Raw genomic sequence first — 17,832 nt, 5'->3', positions numbered from 1 at the left:
TGCCTTTGACACGAAAGCCTCACGAATACTGTGGGGCTTTTGTGTTATCCAAAAATTTAATTCTATCCAACCCATCCAGTAAACTTAGTACTAAACTCATCAAAGTTAAATGGTTTCGTCATGTAGTCGTCCATCCCGGCATCCATAGCTGACTGACGATCATCATCATATGCTGCCGCTGTCATTGCTATAATTAATGGCTGCGCGCCTTTAAACTCATTTCTAATTCTCCTGGTCGCTTCTATCCCATCCATTTCGGGCATCTGTATGTCCATGAAGATCAGGTCATAACGCTGTCGCTCAAGTGATGCAAGGACTTCCTGGCCATTAGACACAACATCACAGCTGTATCCTAAATTATTAATTGTCCGGGTAATAATCTTTTGATTGATAAGGTTATCCTCTGCTACCAGGATACTGACTTGCGCTGGGTCGGCTGGTATTGGAGATTGAGGAACTATGTTTTTTGCCAATGCTGGCTTCCGTTCATCAACATGATCAGATAGGTTTTCTATAAGAATCTTCTGAAGATAGTTGTTTTTGATAGGCTTCTCAATCATCCCTGCAAACAGCTTTCGATATGCTTTTTTGTCTTCCGGGAACTGACCGGCTGAACTGAAAAGGATTAGCGGCAGATTTTGATTGATCTTTCTAATCTCCTTAGCTAATTCAATTCCATCCATGCCGGGCATGAGCATATCAAGTACCGCAATGTCGAATGCCATATCATCATTTTCCTCGAGGACCTTTCTTCCACTTTCATAGGTAGTTGGACGCATTCCCCATTGTTCACAGGTTTTGCTTAACACCCGAAGGTTTGTCAGGTTATCGTCAACGATTAATATTGACTTGCCGGAAAGATCCTTCAATGCAGTTTCTCGCTTAAATTGTTTGATCCGGGTAGCGGCCTGAACCTGAATCGTGAAGCTGAATGTCGTACCAACACCTTCTTTGCTGTCTACCCAGACCCTTCCGTTCATCCGCTCAATCAATTTTGCACTTATTGCAAGACCCAAACCCGTACCACCGTACTTACGGGTAGTAGAAGCATCAACCTGCGTAAACGAATTGAACAACCTGTCCATCTTATCTTCCGGGATGCCAATACCGCTATCCCTCACGGAAAATTCCAGGGTGTATAGGCTTCCATCTTTGTCGGCTACCCGGATACTTGTAAGAATTTCACCATGGTCCGTAAACTTGATAGCATTCCCCACCAGGTTAACCACAATTTGTCTGATTCTAGTGATATCACCAATTACTTCCTGAGGAACTTCAGGCTCAACAATATATAGCAGATCCAGATTTTTTTCGTGCGCTTTGGTGGACAGCAGATCATAAGTTTCTTCGATAACCCTGGCTATTACGAATGGGTGTTCCTCCAGGTCTAATTTACCTGACTCTATCTTAGAAAAATCCAGAATTTCATTAATGATCTCCAAAAGTGCTTCAGCACTAATTCTTATCGATTCAACGTAATCGAATTGATCAGGATCAAGCTGCGTTCTGGATAGTAAGCTGGTCATTCCAATAACTCCATTCATGGGAGTTCGAATCTCATGACTCATATTTGCTAAAAATTGGGATTTAGCAAGATTTCTCTCTTCCGCCAACTTTGTTTTTTCTTCCAGTTCGACATTTAACTCCTTTAATCGTTGTTCTGCAAGGTAGTTAGTTGTAATGTCGTCAAATATCCAAAGCATTCCGCTGCTGTAATCGGTTATCGTCGGTCTTGAAGAAACACTCAACACCAGTACCTCAGGCTCTGAATAAATCCACTGCCAGTTATCGATAATTTTTTCTTTGGATTTAAATAGCTGGTTACCTGTTTCTAAAATTTCCTCCCTGTTGTCAGCTTTCTCCCGAAGATCACGCATGGCTTCAGATAATACCAGAGGTGTCACATGGCCCTGTGGAATATGAAACAGAGCTGCTGCTTTATGATTCACCCAGCCATTGTTCCCAGAATTGTCTGTAAAAGCTATTCCTTGCGGTACCGTACTCAGTATCGTGTTAAATCGAACAGTCAGTTCATCCATTGAAAAGAAAAGGCTGGCCAGTCGGCAGGTTTCACGAATCCGGATCAACGCTGCAGTCACAAATTCCTTCAAATCGCTGCTAAAGTCAATGGAATCTCCCCAGCACATAAGGACTACACCTCTAATTGCTTCTTCATCAACAGGTAATACGGCTGCAGATTTACATTCTTTAATCAGAATCTTAAGGCCTGAGTCTATTTCAGAAAACGGAGATTGAAGAAACAAGGGCTCCCGAATCCCGGCATAAGGCCGGACAACAGATGGATCGACGAAACTCGGATAAGTGCTATCACCTAAAAGCACACGGACAGTAAGTTCATCATCCTGTTTGACAACCAATACAGATGAAGCCCCCGATAAGCGCTTTAGGTTGGCCATACTTTCAGCCATTATTGCAGGCCAGTTACTGTATTTCTCAACTGCGCTCAGACCGGCAATGAATTCGAGGGCACGTTTAGCCCAGTTTACCGGTTTCTCGATCTTACTCACTCAATAAAATCTTTAATTGCTGAAATAACTTCTTGTGGCGCACTTATATGAGGAAAATGTCCCTCTGCATCAACAAAAACAAGCTTGCTGCCTGAAATATTTTCATGCAAGTATTCTGCGACTTCCACAGGCACGGCTATGTCGTTGTGGGCATGAATGAGCAAAATTTCCTTATTTATTTCCTTTAATCGATTCCGCACATCAGATTCAAATATAACTTTTGCTACTGAGAGTGCGATATCCGGACGAATAGCCCCTAATGTCACAGCAAAACCCTGACCCAGCTCAGGCTTGTCTGCATTACCCATGGCAGCAGCAGAAAAGCCGCTCACCCAGGCATAATAATTTGTTCTCATCGTTTCGTACATGGAGTCGAGTGCCTCCTGGGTAAATCCTCCAATATATCCTGAGTCATTAAGGTACCGCGGAGATGCTCCGATGAATATCATTTTCGAAAAATGATGGGGTGCCTTGATAGCTGCAAGCAAAGCGATCATACCGCTCACCGAATGAGCCACTATTATGGCATTTTTCAATTCGAACTCGTTTGCTATTGCCAACAAATCATCTGCGTAAGTATAGAGCGTGCTGTATTTTATCGGACTGAAAGCTGCCATATCCGATGACCCTCCTCCTACATTATCATATAGCAATAACTTGTAATCAGCTGCGAACGCTTTTTTTACTTTATCCCATGCTGTTTGGTCGGTGCCAAAGCCATGGGCAAATACAATCGTCTGGGCAGCATTCTTGTTGCCTTCGATTGAGATCTTATGCTTTTTTACTAGCTCTGAGTTCATAAACATAACGTGATCGCCTGAATATCGGATCGGGTCAAAAGTTAGAGCAATTATAAGGAAAACAACGCTCAGGTTAAATTAAATTTCAACTAGCCGATTCCCACATTAGGATAGGTAAAAAATTAAATAGCTAGTCTCCTTTTAGAAAACCAGCTATTAATCTCACAACGATGAAGATGCTTGGAATGACTAAGAATACGATGCCTAAACTGTCAATTGCTCTTCAGGGCTTTTTCTCTTAAGTATCAGGGCACTAAGAAAAGAAACCACAAGTCCAACAGGCAAAATCTCCAGGTAAGTAAATAAAATAACCATAATTGGATTCTTGTAAAGCTCTTTCATCGAATTAAGCTCTGCAGCCTGTCTGTTTATTTCTGCTGCCGATGCTCCGCTGTCCTTTCCCTTCTGCAATAAGTGAGCACTAAACTTTTCCATGAAATCGGGTACGAATACATAGTAATCAATCAGCCAGGTGAGAACATATATTGTAGATGCAACCATGGAAATAGCTAGCCCTACCTGCAACGCTTTTCCGAAAGTAATTATCCCACCCCGGTGATTATCTCTATAATTTTTCACACCAACAAAAACCAACGAGAACGCGAGCAGCATGGCGGCATAACCCACAAGCATGCTTCCCTCATAATTATTAACGCTGTAACAATAAGCAATCGACGCTACAGTCCAGGCACCTATTAAAACACCTGTGATTGATCCAAATACAAATACAATTCTTTTCATAATATAAGTTTGATTTCCACAAAAGTGACCCGTTTAAACTTCCAAGCCCTCATACTTTAGTCTGATTTTTCAATTCAGGCCTATTTTAGTACCAAAGTATTAGTTAATGATGCCAAGTCTCTTAGCCTTTTCAATTGCCTGCGTGCGTCGTTGAACTTCGAGCTTGAAAAAAACGTTCGACGAATGAGTTTTTATCGTGCTGAGTGACACGAAAAGACGCTGGGCTATCTCCTGATTGCTCAGGCCCGTGGCCATCAGTTCGAGAACTTCCAATTCCCTGGCGCTGATGCCAGTCTGGGTAAGGGCCTCTTGATTTATAGCAAAACTTTCCCTACTTCCAGAATACTCCTTCTCAATCGTGACCACCTTAATTTTTGGCTTGCTTAATTTCATCGCGAGCCAAATCCCCAGCCCTGTGAATATGAAAGCAATAATACCGGCATAAATCTCGAATGCGTGACTGAGAATCAAGAAGCGCCACTCCAGCCATTTCATCAGGAACATGGCTGCAGCCAGTGACGCACCATAAATTAAAACGGACCGATATTTTGATATATAATTCAATGCAAATACCTAAATCTTAACAAAGATCTTCTTTCTGTACAAGAAGTAGAGAAACAGCCACACAAGAATTACCGCTCCAAAGGCTTCGAAAACTTCATGCCATGCTTCGGGTGCCGGCGCATATAGACCCCCAAAAATTCTTCCCGAGGTGTATCGAAAGTTAATAAAGGCACAAGCCATGTACACCGTCAGAGAATTCAACCCGATAACCTGGAAAAAGAATGCCCACTTCTGAAACTTAAGTACATCAATTATCCAGTAAAATAAAGTCATTGCAATGAATGCCATTCCGCCGGTCAGCAGCACAAATGAACTTGTCCAAAACCGTTTGCTGATTGGGAAATGCAGGCTCCATAGCAAAGCAATGCTTATACAAAGAACTCCTGCTATAAGCATAATTTGAATTTTCCTGCTTTCCTTTTTTTCAGACCGCAGGACATTACCCGCCAATGCCCCAAGCACAGTTAAGCAAAGTGCCGGGAATTGAGTAATCAATCCGAGTTCGTCATATGTTTTCTGAAGAAGCCTGCCTGGAAGAAAGTTACGATCTATCCAACCTACCAGATTACCCTCAAAAGTCAGATTACCCGCACCGTAACCCGGAACCGGTACCAGAAATATAATGGCATAGTAGGCAAGCAGTATCCCTCCCACCCAGGCAATCAAGCCCTTCCAGGAAAAGTTCAGATAAAGAAAAGTAGTTACAAAACCCGCTATACCAATTCTGCCGAGGATACTCGCGACCCTTATCTGCGAGGGCTCAAAATAAGGGAATGGAATATTTTTGTCGATCATCCCAAGAATAATAAGAATGATCATCCTCCAGAATGCTTTACGATAAATTACTTTTTGTTCAACTTTATTGTTAATGTCCCGACTCAAAGAAAATGCGATGGAAACCCCAGAAATAAACAGAAAAAGGGGAAATATAAAATCATAGAATGTGAAACCGATCCAGGCCGGATGAACAAGCTGATTAGCAATAGTGTCAATCCAAGGAAGCGAAGTTTTGCCTTCCATCAAAATTAAAAAGGTACCGCCGCCGGTTATGAAGAACATGTCGAAACCACGAAGTGCATCGACAGACATTAATCGATTGGATTTTTTGGCCGTTCCTACAGAGAGATCCGATTTTGTCATTTGAGATTTCTGGGTTTTGAAATGCAATATAAAATATTAAAAACATTAATTTAATTAGGCACAAGAAGCATTCATTTATAAGCATTTATAAATATTTTTTTAAAAAATATTTATGTAAGTTAGAGTGTGCAGGGGATATTTTGCTAATCTCATGACGCTTTCTTAGAAAGCTCGGGAAATTGGCAATCTAATTTCAGCAGCAAGAAATGTGAATATGGCGAATTTAACTCTAGTATAAATCAAAGCCAATGAACGTTAATACCACCTACCTGACCCTGGCACTGCTGACTTTCAGCTATACGATCAGCGCCCAAACCCTGGCGGAAGCCCGCAAGGCTATTGACTCCGAACAATATCAAAAAGGTAAATCATTGCTGAGGAAATTAACAGTTTCTGAGCCAGCAAATGCTGAGGTTTACTTTGTGCTGGGCGACCTGTATTTAAAAACCAGGGTGAGTAACCAACGCCCAGATTATATCGATTCCGCAAAGGCAGCATTTTTAAAGGGCACCGAGATCAAGGCAGATTATCCTTTAAATTTCATCGGACTTGGAGCAGTGGACCTCGCTCAGAAAAAAAACCCCAAGTTAAATTTCGATAAGGCAATTGCCCTAACAAAGAAGAAAGATCACGCCACAGACCTGCATATAGCAAACGCATACATCAATGCCATCGATCCAAATCTAACAGAAGCACTGGTACATCTGGAGAGGGCCAAAATGACCAATGCCAAGGACCCCTTAGTATTTCTTGCTCTGGGCGATGCATATCGGCTCCAAAAGAAAAACAGCGATGCCTTTAGTGCATACCGGAGCGCATATGATATGGATAAGACTCTGTTGCGTTCCAAAGTTGAATTGGGTAAAATCAACAAGCTTTCTAAAGCATTCCCTGAATCTATTGCAGAATATAATAATGTTGTGGCGCTCGATCCAAATTACGGTCCGGCGTATCGCGAGCTTGCGGAGGCCCACCTGGGCTGGTCATGGACATCACAAAAAGAACATGAGACTCGGATAAAACAGGCCTTGCAATATTACGAGAAATACATGGATCTAACTGACAGATCGATGGATTCACGCTTGCGACATGCAGATTTCCTGTATTTGACTAAGGATTTTAAAGCATTGGAAACTGAAGCAAATGCGATGGCAAAAATTGAAAAATCGGATGCCCGGGTGCTTCGCTATCTGGCCTACGCCGCTTTTGAAAACGGAAACTATCCCCAGACTACATCTGCTCTGAAAGACTTTATGGCCAAGGTAGAGCCCGCACGGATTATTGGTCAGGATTATTTATACCTGGGCCGCGCACAATTGAAAGATAGTGTTCAGTTCAACGAAGGCTATGTAAATCTTATCAAAGCTATAGAAAAGGATTCAGCAAACATTGAGTTCGTGAGCGAAGCTGCCCAGATACTATACAAAGGACGAAAATATGACGAAGCGGCAAAGGCATATGAAGTGTCAATAAAAAATCCGAAAAGAAATCTGCAGGATTACTATTTCCTAGGACAGACTTACTACACGCAATTTGCTAATGCGAAAAACGCCGGCCAAAGTCCTTCAATTGAGCTGCTTAATAAAGCAGAAAAGGCATTTGCTTATCTTGTTGAAAAAGCTCCCACAACCCAAATCGCCTGGATTTACCGGGGACGAATTCACCGACTTCTTGACGGAGAGGCTGATACCAAAGGGCTCGGTGTACCATTCTTCGAGAAATATGTAAATATTGTAACGGTTGAGAAGCCTGAACTAAAAGACAAGGATTCAGAAAAACGGACCCTTATTGAATCATACCTCTATCTAGGGTCGGTCGCTGCCAGACGAGACGGAAATAATGCAAAGGCACTTGATCTCTTCAAAAAAGCGCTTGAGATTGAACCCACTAATCCAACAGCCTTACAAGCTATAAAGGCCCTGGGTGGATAAGGATATAGTTCAACATATATTAGGAACATATCCCTGCCATGAAAATGGCTGGGATATGCAGACAGAGATATTAAAACAACATCTCGTTTGGTGGTGTGACACCTTTTAAACGCAGGTATGGTGTAGTTTGCCCGCGGTGATGTGTTTGGTGCTCGAAAGCCTTAGCGAAGGCAAGTCCTTTCGTTGTTTTCATATTAAACAATGTGATCTCTTGGGACATCTGCTCAGCAGGAGTATTTTGTATAATATTGATCGCATAATCGTAACTGTCTAGCACTGCCTTTGTAACTGCTTCTTTAGTCGGCGTTACCGCTTTTTCAGCATTTGCTTCTGCCGGTGGAGTCTTCCCTGCTGCGCTGGATGAAAACATATAATTTGCCCCTGCGAGGTGCAACATCTGCTGAGCAAAGGTGCGTACCTCCGGAGTGGCTTTGAATGCATAACCATCTGCTGGCATAGCGTCCAAATAAACTTTGGTGTATGCCTTTGCGCGAGTCCATTCGGCGATATTTTGTTCTTTAGTGATTTGCGAAAACGCACTTGTACATGCAATCGCCAGTAGAGTAAAAAGTAGAGTAAACTTTTTCATGTTGATTTGATTTAGTGTGTGGTAAATTTAATCAAAAATGAATTACTCAAATACAATCATCATTGGATATAATTTATTCTGGGTAGAGGTCTTAATTACCGTTTTCAAAATATTAGGCTGGATATTCAGCCTTCAAAGTTTCTTCAAGATTTCATGTTAACTTCATTTCAAAATTTGAGAATTACTTAATGTAGTGACCATATAAAAAAAGCAGCGCTCACGATCATCTTCTGCCTGGTATGGATAATTTGTTTTTCACAACAAACAGATTCGCTAAATGTCAAAAATGATGGAATAGTAGGAGGAAATGAACCGGCATTTACTAAATATCAAAAAGCCACACGTTATGCGTTCCCATTAGTACTTATAGGGTATGGTTTCACGTCCCTGAACAAGGGCATGGTTTGGCGAACAGATAAGGAACTCAATCATGAGCTGTTGGAAGAAATGCCCGGATTTTCCACAAACATTGACGACAAACTTCAATATGCCCCTGTTGCTTTGGTATATACACTGGGAGCCTTGGGTGCAAAGGGAAAGAACAATTTATTTGATCGGACAGCACTGTATCTGATCTCAAATTCTTTGATGGGCGCAACAGTTAATTTCCTTAAATCAAATACCTATAAGCTGCGACCGTCAGGTGATGATCGAAGGTCGTTTCCATCCGGACACACAGCTACCGCCTTTGTTGCGGCTGAATTTATGAGACAAGAGTTCAAAGACAATTCTCCTATTTTCGGTTACGTAGGTTATTCACTGGCCGGCGCGACTGGTGCCCTAAGAATGATGAATAATAAGCACTGGTTCAGCGACGTCATTGCTGGTGCTGGGGTTGGAATTGCTTCAACACGGTTGACCTACTTTGCTTATCCCTGGTTCAGAAAAAACGTAATAAAAAGGGAGCTGAACATTATGGCCGTCCCACTCATCCAGAGAAAATTAACAGGATTTACTGCCATCGCATGGTTATAAGCGATCGCAACAATTTGGGATTAATTAAACAAAAAAAGATCGTCTTTAAGGCGATCTTTTCCACGACTGTAATCTGTCGTTTCGTTTAGTTTAGTTGCTTTTGTTTTTTAGCGGATGGAGTCTACAACAACTGCAGTATCTCCCGACGCAGTCGTATCCACAGGCATCGAGTCAATTACTCCATTTGAAGTATCTGAATCAGTGTCATTTGTAGTCGTGTTATTACATGAAGCCGCAAGTAAACTGACTCCAAGGAATAAAAATAATAGTTTGGATAAATGTTTCATTTGGATGGATATTGAATATTAAGTTTAAATTACAATAAATGAAGCGAACGCTGGTTTTCACTCAGCGTTCGCTTTATTTTAAATACTAGCGGTGAATATACTCGCCACGGTTATTTTTCCACTCTGTTTCGAAGTAGTCAGCATCTTCTTTAGTACGGGGAGTTACACCCATTACTATACCACCTTCTTTTACTCCTGACTCATACTCTACAGCACGCTCTTCAGGAATTCCTGATCCCACAAGGGCACCAACAATACCTCCTGTCAGGCCACCTGCTCCCGCCCCTGCCAGACCAGCTGCCAGAGGACCAGCAATCACCAAACCTAAGCCTGGCAAAGCGACAGCAGTACCTATCGCTGCGACTGCTCCAATAATTGCACCTGCAGTTCCGCCTATTGCTGATCCGGTACCCGCACCTTCCAGCGCCTTATTGCCCAGTTCAGTATCAACTTCTGAATGTTCAAAATGCCTTTTCCGGGTCTCATCAGACATCATTAAATTAATATCGTCCTGTGAATAACCTCTTGAATGTAATGAATTATAAGCGTTCTCTGCACTTTCTCTGTCCCTGAACATTCCCGTCATCATACGGTTATTATTTGCTGAATTGTTTTCCATGGTAATTGGTTTTTTAGTTTACAATTGGTATTTCTTCTTTTGCAACACGGATTTCTGCAAAACAGTTTCAATTAATCGGCAAATTAGTCAGATCAGGTATTTATACGAGGGAGGGGTGGTAAACCGCAAATTATGGCAAAAGCAAGCTCATATCATTATGTGATGATAGACTTTTCTATACCTGGGTCTGGATCTCGCCTCACAGCCCGAACTACATTTTACCTATAATTTACGAAAAGACTAAAAACCAAAGAACTATAATCCTGCCGGCCGTCAGGGAGATTCATTCCAGTTTTCAATTCTTAAGGGCTAATTCGATTTCAAATCCTTGATCCTGATATTCCTGAACTTCACAGGCGAGCCATGTCCAAGAAATCCAATATGACCGCTTTCACGTAATAAACCGGGATGGGGTTTCCCGTCGACAGCTCCATTTTTCCGGGCCTCAGTAATGTCCGCATCAAGTATTACTGTACCATTGAGGGTAACTTTTATCTTCGGACCCTGAACAACTACCTCCTGGTAATTCCACTGTCCAGTAGGTTTTAAGTAACCTCTTTTGGCGGGAACCGTGCCATAAATCGAACCGTGATATTGATAAATATGAAGGTCTTTATAAACCGGCGCATCATTGTCTAATATTTGAATTTCCATTCCCTGATAGGCTGCATCTCCCGTTAAGGGTGCACGAATACCTAATCCGTTGTTAGCGCCAGGAGTTAACTGAAACTCGAACCTGAAAATAAAATCACTAAATTCTTCCTTGGTAAAAAGATTGCCACCTGAACCTTTTGCAGGCTTCGGCGTGATCACCAGGTTTCCGTTTTCTGTTACATAATCCGCTGTATTTCCAGTCCATTGAAACATATTAGTGCCGTCAAATAGCGTTTTAAAACCATCTTTCTTTTCCTGGGAGCTCAGTTGGTATACTTTTGAACTAGGTAATTCCTTAATGTAAATATTACGGTATGCAACCGGAGAACCGTGCGCCTGAAGCTCGATTTCACCCTCCGGATAAATCGGCAGACTCCGGTCCCAGTAATTCTCAAGGATTACGTTGTCCGTTACCAGCTCTCCATTCAGGTAAACTGTTACCCGGTCAGCTTTCATGATAATGCGGAAGGTGTTCCACTCGCCAAGTTTCTTATCAGCAACTTTCAGCGGCTTGCTTTCGTGCACCTTGTTATTGTATAAACCGCCGGAACCAACCTGTGCACCAACTTTTACACGGGCGTTATCCCAAATCTGAACCTGCGGTGTACCTCGGAGATAAATCCCTGCATCGCCCTGCCCTTTTCCGTCATCAAAGATTTTCCAATCGACTAGCATTTCAAAATCGCGATACTTTTTTGCTGTCACAATGTTATTGCCGTGCGACATGAAATGAAGTTCACCATTCTTTACCACCCAGCTTTCACGCATTTCAGCATCCGCTTTCTTTTGTGCTTCAGCAAGTTCTGAAGCAGACATTTTAGATCTTTTAATTGGATCAGCTACGAGTCCTTTCCAGCCTTTAAGATTTTTTCCGTTGAAAAGAGCAACGAACCCTTCTTTCTTCAGGTTTGCCGGGACTTGTGCAAATATTGAGCTGGTGGTGATGAGGAAGAGCGCTACCGCTACGAGGGGTTTTGTAAAATTCATTTTGAGCAGGATGTTAATGTTGATGTAATACTAATGAAATTAATGAAATGTGACAAGATGCAATGCCATGTCCTATTCCATCACCACTTGGCGGCGGAACGGCCATCACCATCGACACCTTTTACGCCTAATTCTTCCCAGCCGGTACTTGCATAGGATTGACCCCTGCCGACTGACCGCGCGCAGCTTCACGACCCATAGATTGCTTGAACAACTGGAAACGAGTAGGCTGCGGTAGTGTGCCCCAATAGTTGTTCGCTTCATCAATATCAGCCGTTTCTCTGAGCGGATCCAATTTTATTGACGCAACCTCTTTTTCGTGGATGTAAAATTTCGAGGCATTTTTCTCATTTAACCTCCAGATCTGAGCAGGGATCTTATCTGTCTGTTTACTGCCGTCCTTGAATGTGAATTCAACAATAATTGGCATGACCAATCCACCTTTATTACCGAACGAGAGCTCATATAAATATTTCCCGTCGTGCCTTGACTTCTCCTCTGCTGTTAGCGGTGATGGTGCCGTCGGCGGCGGCGCTTGCAGAGCCGCAGTAGCGATCATTTTTCTATATTCTGCAGTATCAATCTTTGCTAATCCGCGATAATACTTCCAGTAGAAATCCTGGGTAGCCGTATCGAGGTCCGTGTAAAAGCGGATGGTCTTATCTTCTTTGTTCCGGATTTTAGAGATATCCTCGAAATAGTTCAGGTTGGGCAGTGGGAGCGCGGGAGTTCCTGCATTTGCCCTGACCCTGTTTACCCCGTTTCCGGAATTAGCAGCAGCAAGAGTATTTGCGTCCACTTTTCCAACTTTCACAGAATCAAGGGAAATATCGACCGCATCCGTGCTGTAGAACCAGCCCCTCCAGAACCAATCCAGATCCTCCCCGCTGGCATCTTCCATGGTCCTGAAAAGATCTGCCGGTGTTGGATGCTTAAAAGCCCAGCGTCTGGCGTATTGCTTGAATGCGAAATCAAACAACTCGCGGCCCATGATGGATTCTCTCAAAATATTAAGTGCAGTGGCTGGCTTACTGTAGGCATTCGGCCCAAAGCGTACAATGTTTTCTGAATTGGTCATTACAGGTTCCAGTTCATCTTTAGGCAGCTTCATGTAATCAACTATTGCATACGCTGCTCCCCTTTTCACAGGGTATTTATTATCCCACAACTCCTCTGTCAGGTACTCGAGGAAAGAATTTAACCCTTCATCCATCCAGGTCCACTGACGCTCGTCACTGTTGACGATCATAGGGAAGAAGTTATGCCCAACCTCATGAATTATCACACCCAGCATACCGTTCTTAGTTGCTTCGCTGTAAGTTCCGTCCTTTTCGGTGCGTCCATAGTTAAAGCAGATCATAGGGTATTCCATTCCGTTAGCAGCCTCAACGCTTTGTGCAACAGGATATGGGTAAGGGATAGTGAAATCAGAATAAGTTTTAATCGTGTGGGCAATAGCGCGGGTCGAAAATCTGCTGTATAAATTATAGGCTTCCTTGCCGTAGAAGCTCATACACATCACCGACTTCCCTGTTTCAGCAATCTTTTGCGGCATGGCATCCCAAACAAATTTCCGGGACGAAGTCCATGCAAAGTCACGGACATTTTCTGCCTGGAACACCCAGGTCTTAACGCCGGTACTTTTTACAGCTTCTGCTTTTTTAGCTTCTGCAAGGGTTACAATTTCCACCGGCACACTTGAATTTTTAGCTTTCTGCCACCTGGAAAGCCGCTCAGGGCTTAATACAGCTGCGTAGTTAAGACATTCGCCGGTGGAGCCGACAACATGATCCGCAGGTACAGACATCTGAACTTTAAAATTCCCGAATGTAAGGGCAAACTCTCCCCGCCCCGTAAACTGTTGGTTTTGCCATCCCTGAAAGTCACTGTATACACATAAACGCGGATACCATTGAGCCATAGTAAATAAATAATTACCGTCTTCAGGGAAATACTCGTAACCTCCCCGTCCACCCTGTACCATTCGGTCAGATATTTTATAGGACCAGGCTACATTAAACACGAAAAACTGGCCGGATTTTAATGGTTGAGCCAGATCAATACGCATCATTGTTTTATTGGTAGTATACGACAGTTTCTTGCCTTGTACATCCGTGAGAGAGCTTATTTTAACCCCAAAACCCTGATCCGTTTTATTTGCCTGTGCCGCATCCAGGCTGCTAACGCTTACCCTTGCCGGCAAGGTTGAGCTATTCTGATAATTCGCATTATTTGTCAGGCTGTGCTCATTTTCATCAAGCTGCAGCCATATATAAGAAAGAGGATCCGGCGAGTTATTATGATAAGTTATTTTCGCCGCACCGGTCAGTTTTAAATTCTTTTCATCCAGCTCGCATTTGATATCGTAATCTGCCCGTTGCTGCCAGTATTTCACTCCCGGCGCACCACTTGCAGTTCGCTGTTCATTAGGTGTTGTCAGAATGGTTGAAAGCTGTTCAAATTTATTTCCGTGATTGCTCCCGGGATTATTCATGATATTTTGTGCAGCCAGCAATCCGGGCATGAGCACTGCAGCAAGAATACAGGTAACAGAAAACTTCATATAATAGATATCAAACTTAATTTTAAAACATTTAACGAACTGGTATTCAGAATTTTGACATGTGCAAATCCGGCATTCAGTAATGAATAAATGAGATAAGCATCCTTCGTTCCGGATCAGAATAGTAAATTTACAAGGTTTTACCGAATATGAACCTGTATTTCACATGATCGTTTTACTTTTTCAATTACTTTTAAATTACAGCCTCCTAACCGGGTCTGCAACTTCGCTAATTCCGCTACATCCTCTCCATGTCAGCACCCTTGAGATTACTCAGAATTCAGGCTCGAAAACAACCGAGGTAGTATGCAAGATATTCACTGACGACTTCGAAGCAGCTTTAGCAAAGCAATATCAGGTAAAAATCGATCTGTCCGCACCGGCCAGGCACGCATCGATGAAGGATCTCGTGAAGAAATATATTCTTGCCAATCTTCAGATTAAAAGTAGTGCTCGTATCTCGGAATTGAATTACTTAGGCTTTGAGAAAGAAAAAGAGTTTGTTTACGTCTACCTGGAATCAGAAATGGTGAGCCCGCCGAAAACTATTGACGTTCAGGTAAGTTTTCTCCATAATCTTTATAAGGATCAGATAAACATTATCCACGTTACTATTGATGGTAAGCGAAAGAGCACAAAACTCGATTTCCCTAAAAAGACGGCAACCTTTAATTTCTAAAACCTAACTTGCTAAAAGTTACTCGAACTTTCGCGAAAAAATGAGCAATTGCGAGCTTACTTTCCTGTTACCTCCCGGATCACCCGCAGCCAGTTTTCCCCAAGGATCTTTCTAATCCGTTTATCGCTATAACCTAGTCTTTGCAGTGCCATTGTCATTTGCGGATAATCACTGATATCCTTAATTTCTCTGGGCAATTCAGGTCCGCCATCCAAATCAGAACCGAGAGCCATGTGGTCCTCTCCCACTAGTTTCACTCCATAGTCGATCACTTTTGCAAGCTGATCCACACCCATCCAGTACTCATCCGGAATCTTTCCCTTGAAACTAAGCGGAACTTCCTTGCTTACCTGTCGGTCCACCTCCTCAATAGTTTTATATGGAGATGCCTGTACGGTAGTCGGTTTTGTCTCATTAGATGTTTTCAAAGTCTGCTGCCATGCCCAGTATTTGGGGTTGTTGAACAAGCTGCCGAAATGAATTCCGATAACACCGCCTTTTGCTGCCATAGCTTTAGCAGCTTCGTCAGTGATACAGCGCGGATGTGGTACGATTCCATAAAATCCTCCATGACTGTAGATCAGCGGATGCCTGCTCGCCTCAACCGACTGAAGTATTGCAGCGTTCGATGCGTGGGCAATGTTAATGACCATCCCCAGGTCGTTCATTTCACGTATTATCTTTCTTCCTAAATCATTGATTCCGTTCCAGCGACTAACATCATTACAGGTATCGATAAAGGCATTGGTAGTATTATGTGCCGGCAGCTGAATGGATCTGAGACCAAGCCGATGAAGTGCGCGAAGAATGTTGATGTCGCCGTCCATATCAAATGGCCCTTCCAAATCGAGAAAAGCGGCCATTTTGCCCTTCTTGTTGATGCGCTGTATATCAGAAGCATTGAGTGCAAGCTCTATATCTGCGCTGTTCTTTTTTATCTGGTCCAGGGCAAGATTCACCACCCTAAATGTGTTCTTAACCTCAAACCTTCCCGGATAATAATGTTCCGGTGTGTATACCGAGAAAAACATTGCATCGACACCGCCTTCCTTTGCTCTCGGCAGATCGACGTTTCCGTCGGTATAGCGCTGCCCGATATCGGTACCCATCAGCAGCTCACGGGTCATCACGTGCGTATGACCATCCATCACGAATGCCTTGCGATGCAGATCAGGCATAGGCTTTTGAGGATTAAATGGCGCATTTACTCCACCTGATGGAGCAGCGAACAGGCAGTCTAATGGAAAACTTCCGGCTAGTGGAAGAAGTGTTAAGCCTTTTATAAGGTCTCGGCGATTCATAGGGTATGTTTTTAACTAAAATGCATTTTATTTGGAGCAAGGAACAAAGAGCAAACCTGCCTGCCGGCAGGCAGGGAATAAAGACTTGAGTGTCTTCATTTTGGCGATACTCTATATTTCTTAATTCCTGGATTATTTCCTAATTACGCATCCCATAGCCACGGTACGCTAGCGTCTTTGCTCCTTGTTCTTTGTTCTTTGTTCTTTATTGATCAAACCCCCTAATATACGGACGCGCCGGGGGTCTCTCGCCTTTATTAAATTGCGCTCCGCGTGTCGGGCGGTAACTTATATTCATAAAAGGAGTTTCCAAACGACGGCCAACGGGCATATATTTACCATCCTGCCAGTTAGACTCCATATAGAAGTTTGTAATGCCTGTGGATAGCAGCAGTCGTTCGGCGTTGAATGGCTCCTTTTTAGTAAGCATCATCTCTGTGATCCAGTGCGGCTGCGCATTTGATGCGTGATATTGGTCAAATGGCCCCGGGAAGCCCAGCAATGAAACCACTGCCGGCTCATTACGGCCCTCTATCTCACCAGCGTAAGTCCAGTCCGACCGCTGGCTGCCAATTATAGCAGCCTTTGTACCGTCAAGATATTCAATGACACAGATGTTTGTACGCGGAGTATCCTGAAAATGACCTGCCTGTAAATTTAGATGCGCCGCGGCAGCGTTCAGGAGCTTAACAGACCATTGGTTGCTTTCTATCCATTTCATCGCTTCCGGGCCGCGAATGGATTGCACCGACTTTACACCTGTTTCGCCTCCCTTACGGCGTTCAACAAATGCCTGAAGCAGCTCAATACAATGGAAAATAGCCCCCTCATCAGGTGCCGCTCCCACCACGATCGAATTCTTAATTGGTGTATTATTATCAAGTTCGATCTCGGGTTTCCGGTAATAGACAGGAAGCAGAGACCCTCCGGTCAATGGAAAGCCCATTTCCCGTGATTTGTCAAACATCCATTTAGCCTCATCCCAGTTGAACGAAAAGTGCTTATCATTAAATACTGGCACAGAACGCTTACTTTGCTCAAAAACACGGATCATCTGGTTGTAGATCCACCAGCGTGGTAAAAGCCAATGTCCTTTCAAATCGGTGGGATAAGCACCATGCTCTGCAACAATTACCACCCCATCAACCGCCAGCTCTTTACCTCCAAGCATAAGCGCTTCGCCCGGGGTCTTGAAAACAGGAATTCCTTTGGCTTTCGCCACTTTCTGGCCCAGCAGACTTGTGTCGTGCTGGTGCAGATAAAGCGAAACTACCTCCACCCGCGAAGGAGTATAGGCCCCTTGCCACCAATACCCATCGATCAGCTTGTTTACCAGCCAGTCGGCGTGAGATCTGGTAGCTCCCCAAAAAGTCGCCAGCACGGCAACGCGAGGCTTTCTTTCCTGCATAGGAACAGCTGTATTCGACTTTAAAATTTCACTCATCTTTTCTTTGCTCTGTCTTGATACTTGATT

15 protein-coding genes are annotated in these 17,832 nt (G+C 43.3%); 3 read left to right on the top strand and 12 right to left on the bottom strand.

The window, feature by feature from the left end; translation table 11 throughout:
- Positions 1 to 62 precede the first annotated feature (62 nt).
- From B5X60_RS01760 to B5X60_RS01740, 5 genes are all read right to left on the bottom strand, one after another.
- Positions 63 to 2,528, bottom strand: a complete 2,466-nt coding sequence (locus tag B5X60_RS01760) for a hybrid sensor histidine kinase/response regulator (RefSeq protein WP_079700845.1) — start codon at positions 2,526 to 2,528, stop codon at positions 63 to 65.
- Positions 2,525 to 3,328 carry an alpha/beta fold hydrolase gene (locus tag B5X60_RS01755; RefSeq protein WP_079702266.1) on the bottom strand — a complete coding sequence of 268 codons (804 nt, stop codon included), beginning with the start codon at positions 3,326 to 3,328 and terminating at the stop codon, positions 2,525 to 2,527. Before B5X60_RS01755 ends, B5X60_RS01760 begins: the two co-directional genes overlap by 4 nt.
- A gap of 204 nt (positions 3,329 to 3,532) precedes the next feature.
- Positions 3,533 to 4,069 (bottom strand): DUF4199 domain-containing protein, encoded by a 537-nt coding sequence (locus B5X60_RS01750; RefSeq protein ID WP_079700844.1) that lies wholly within the window; start codon positions 4,067 to 4,069, stop codon positions 3,533 to 3,535.
- 99 nt (positions 4,070 to 4,168) lie between these two features.
- Entirely contained in the window at positions 4,169 to 4,633 is a 465-nt protein-coding gene (locus B5X60_RS01745) for a response regulator transcription factor (protein ID WP_221406183.1), read from the bottom strand.
- Between the two features lie 9 nt (positions 4,634 to 4,642).
- A complete protein-coding gene (locus B5X60_RS01740) occupies positions 4,643 to 5,773 on the bottom strand; it encodes an acyltransferase family protein (protein ID WP_079700843.1) in 1,131 nt (376 codons plus the stop codon).
- Between the two features lie 248 nt (positions 5,774 to 6,021).
- Between B5X60_RS01740 and B5X60_RS01735 the strand changes: the two genes are divergently transcribed.
- Positions 6,022 to 7,704 (top strand): tetratricopeptide repeat protein, encoded by a 1,683-nt coding sequence (locus tag B5X60_RS01735; protein ID WP_079700842.1) that lies wholly within the window; start codon positions 6,022 to 6,024, stop codon positions 7,702 to 7,704.
- Positions 7,705 to 7,774: 70 nt separating this feature from the next.
- Here B5X60_RS01735 and B5X60_RS01730 read toward each other — a convergent pair whose 3' ends face one another.
- Positions 7,775 to 8,293, bottom strand: a complete 519-nt coding sequence (locus B5X60_RS01730) for a DinB family protein (protein ID WP_079700841.1) — start codon at positions 8,291 to 8,293, stop codon at positions 7,775 to 7,777.
- Positions 8,294 to 8,692: 399 nt separating this feature from the next.
- On the opposite strand from B5X60_RS01730, the gene B5X60_RS01725 reads away from it, so the two are divergent.
- Positions 8,693 to 9,268, top strand: coding sequence for a phosphatase PAP2 family protein (locus B5X60_RS01725; RefSeq protein WP_079700840.1), 576 nt, complete (start codon positions 8,693 to 8,695; stop codon positions 9,266 to 9,268).
- A gap of 107 nt (positions 9,269 to 9,375) precedes the next feature.
- Here the strand turns inward: B5X60_RS01725 and B5X60_RS18075 are convergent, their stop codons facing one another.
- From B5X60_RS18075 to B5X60_RS01710, 4 genes are all read right to left on the bottom strand, one after another.
- The gene (locus tag B5X60_RS18075) at positions 9,376 to 9,555 is read right to left on the bottom strand and encodes a hypothetical protein (RefSeq protein ID WP_139377339.1); all 180 of its coding nucleotides are present in this window, start codon (positions 9,553 to 9,555) and stop codon (positions 9,376 to 9,378) included.
- A gap of 85 nt (positions 9,556 to 9,640) precedes the next feature.
- Positions 9,641 to 10,174 (bottom strand): hypothetical protein, encoded by a 534-nt coding sequence (locus B5X60_RS01720; RefSeq protein ID WP_079700839.1) that lies wholly within the window; start codon positions 10,172 to 10,174, stop codon positions 9,641 to 9,643.
- Between the two features lie 309 nt (positions 10,175 to 10,483).
- Positions 10,484 to 11,815 carry a 3-keto-disaccharide hydrolase gene (locus B5X60_RS01715; protein WP_245803443.1) on the bottom strand — a complete coding sequence of 444 codons (1,332 nt, stop codon included), beginning with the start codon at positions 11,813 to 11,815 and terminating at the stop codon, positions 10,484 to 10,486.
- Positions 11,816 to 11,942: 127 nt separating this feature from the next.
- Positions 11,943 to 14,378, bottom strand: a complete 2,436-nt coding sequence (locus B5X60_RS01710; protein ID WP_079700838.1) for a M1 family metallopeptidase — start codon at positions 14,376 to 14,378, stop codon at positions 11,943 to 11,945.
- A 166-nt stretch (positions 14,379 to 14,544) separates the two neighbouring features.
- Here B5X60_RS01710 and B5X60_RS01705 point away from each other — a divergent pair, with 166 nt between their 5' ends.
- On the top strand, positions 14,545 to 15,057 hold the full coding sequence (locus tag B5X60_RS01705) for a DUF6702 family protein (RefSeq protein WP_079700837.1): 513 nt from the start codon (positions 14,545 to 14,547) through the stop codon (positions 15,055 to 15,057).
- A gap of 56 nt (positions 15,058 to 15,113) precedes the next feature.
- On the opposite strand, the gene B5X60_RS01700 is transcribed toward B5X60_RS01705, so the two are convergent.
- Both B5X60_RS01700 and B5X60_RS01695 read right to left on the bottom strand, forming a co-directional pair.
- The gene (locus B5X60_RS01700; protein WP_079700836.1) at positions 15,114 to 16,358 is read right to left on the bottom strand and encodes a dipeptidase; all 1,245 of its coding nucleotides are present in this window, start codon (positions 16,356 to 16,358) and stop codon (positions 15,114 to 15,116) included.
- Between the two features lie 205 nt (positions 16,359 to 16,563).
- Positions 16,564 to 17,802 carry a hypothetical protein gene (locus B5X60_RS01695; RefSeq protein ID WP_221406182.1) on the bottom strand — a complete coding sequence of 413 codons (1,239 nt, stop codon included), beginning with the start codon at positions 17,800 to 17,802 and terminating at the stop codon, positions 16,564 to 16,566.
- Positions 17,803 to 17,832: the final 30 nt, after the last annotated feature.

It is taken from the genome of Daejeonella lutea, from assembly GCF_900168015.1.
Classification (GTDB): Bacteria; Bacteroidota; Bacteroidia; order Sphingobacteriales; family Sphingobacteriaceae; genus Daejeonella; species Daejeonella lutea.
Note: the sequence above shows the minus strand (reverse complement) of the source record. Positions and strands in the feature narration are given on the sequence as shown.

Excerpts from the sequence above, each read along its gene's own strand:
- B5X60_RS01730 (WP_079700841.1), bottom strand. The coding sequence starts at position 8,293 with ATGAAAAAGTTTACTCTACTTTTTACTCTACTGGCGATTGCATGTACA.
- B5X60_RS01700 (WP_079700836.1), bottom strand. The coding sequence starts at position 16,358 with ATGAATCGCCGAGACCTTATAAAAGGCTTAACACTTCTTCCACTAGCC.
- B5X60_RS01725 (WP_079700840.1), top strand. The coding sequence starts at position 8,693 with ATGGTTTGGCGAACAGATAAGGAACTCAATCATGAGCTGTTGGAAGAA.
- B5X60_RS01720 (WP_079700839.1), bottom strand. The coding sequence starts at position 10,174 with ATGGAAAACAATTCAGCAAATAATAACCGTATGATGACGGGAATGTTC.
- B5X60_RS01755 (WP_079702266.1), bottom strand. The coding sequence starts at position 3,328 with ATGAACTCAGAGCTAGTAAAAAAGCATAAGATCTCAATCGAAGGCAAC.
- B5X60_RS01740 (WP_079700843.1), bottom strand. The coding sequence starts at position 5,773 with ATGACAAAATCGGATCTCTCTGTAGGAACGGCCAAAAAATCCAATCGA.
- B5X60_RS01705 (WP_079700837.1), top strand. The coding sequence starts at position 14,545 with ATGATCGTTTTACTTTTTCAATTACTTTTAAATTACAGCCTCCTAACC.
- B5X60_RS01750 (WP_079700844.1), bottom strand. The coding sequence starts at position 4,069 with ATGAAAAGAATTGTATTTGTATTTGGATCAATCACAGGTGTTTTAATA.
- B5X60_RS01715 (WP_245803443.1), bottom strand. The coding sequence starts at position 11,815 with ATGAATTTTACAAAACCCCTCGTAGCGGTAGCGCTCTTCCTCATCACC.
- B5X60_RS18075 (WP_139377339.1), bottom strand. The coding sequence starts at position 9,555 with ATGAAACATTTATCCAAACTATTATTTTTATTCCTTGGAGTCAGTTTA.
- B5X60_RS01735 (WP_079700842.1), top strand. The coding sequence starts at position 6,022 with ATGAACGTTAATACCACCTACCTGACCCTGGCACTGCTGACTTTCAGC.
- B5X60_RS01710 (WP_079700838.1), bottom strand. The coding sequence starts at position 14,378 with ATGAAGTTTTCTGTTACCTGTATTCTTGCTGCAGTGCTCATGCCCGGA.
- B5X60_RS01695 (WP_221406182.1), bottom strand. The coding sequence starts at position 17,802 with ATGAGTGAAATTTTAAAGTCGAATACAGCTGTTCCTATGCAGGAAAGA.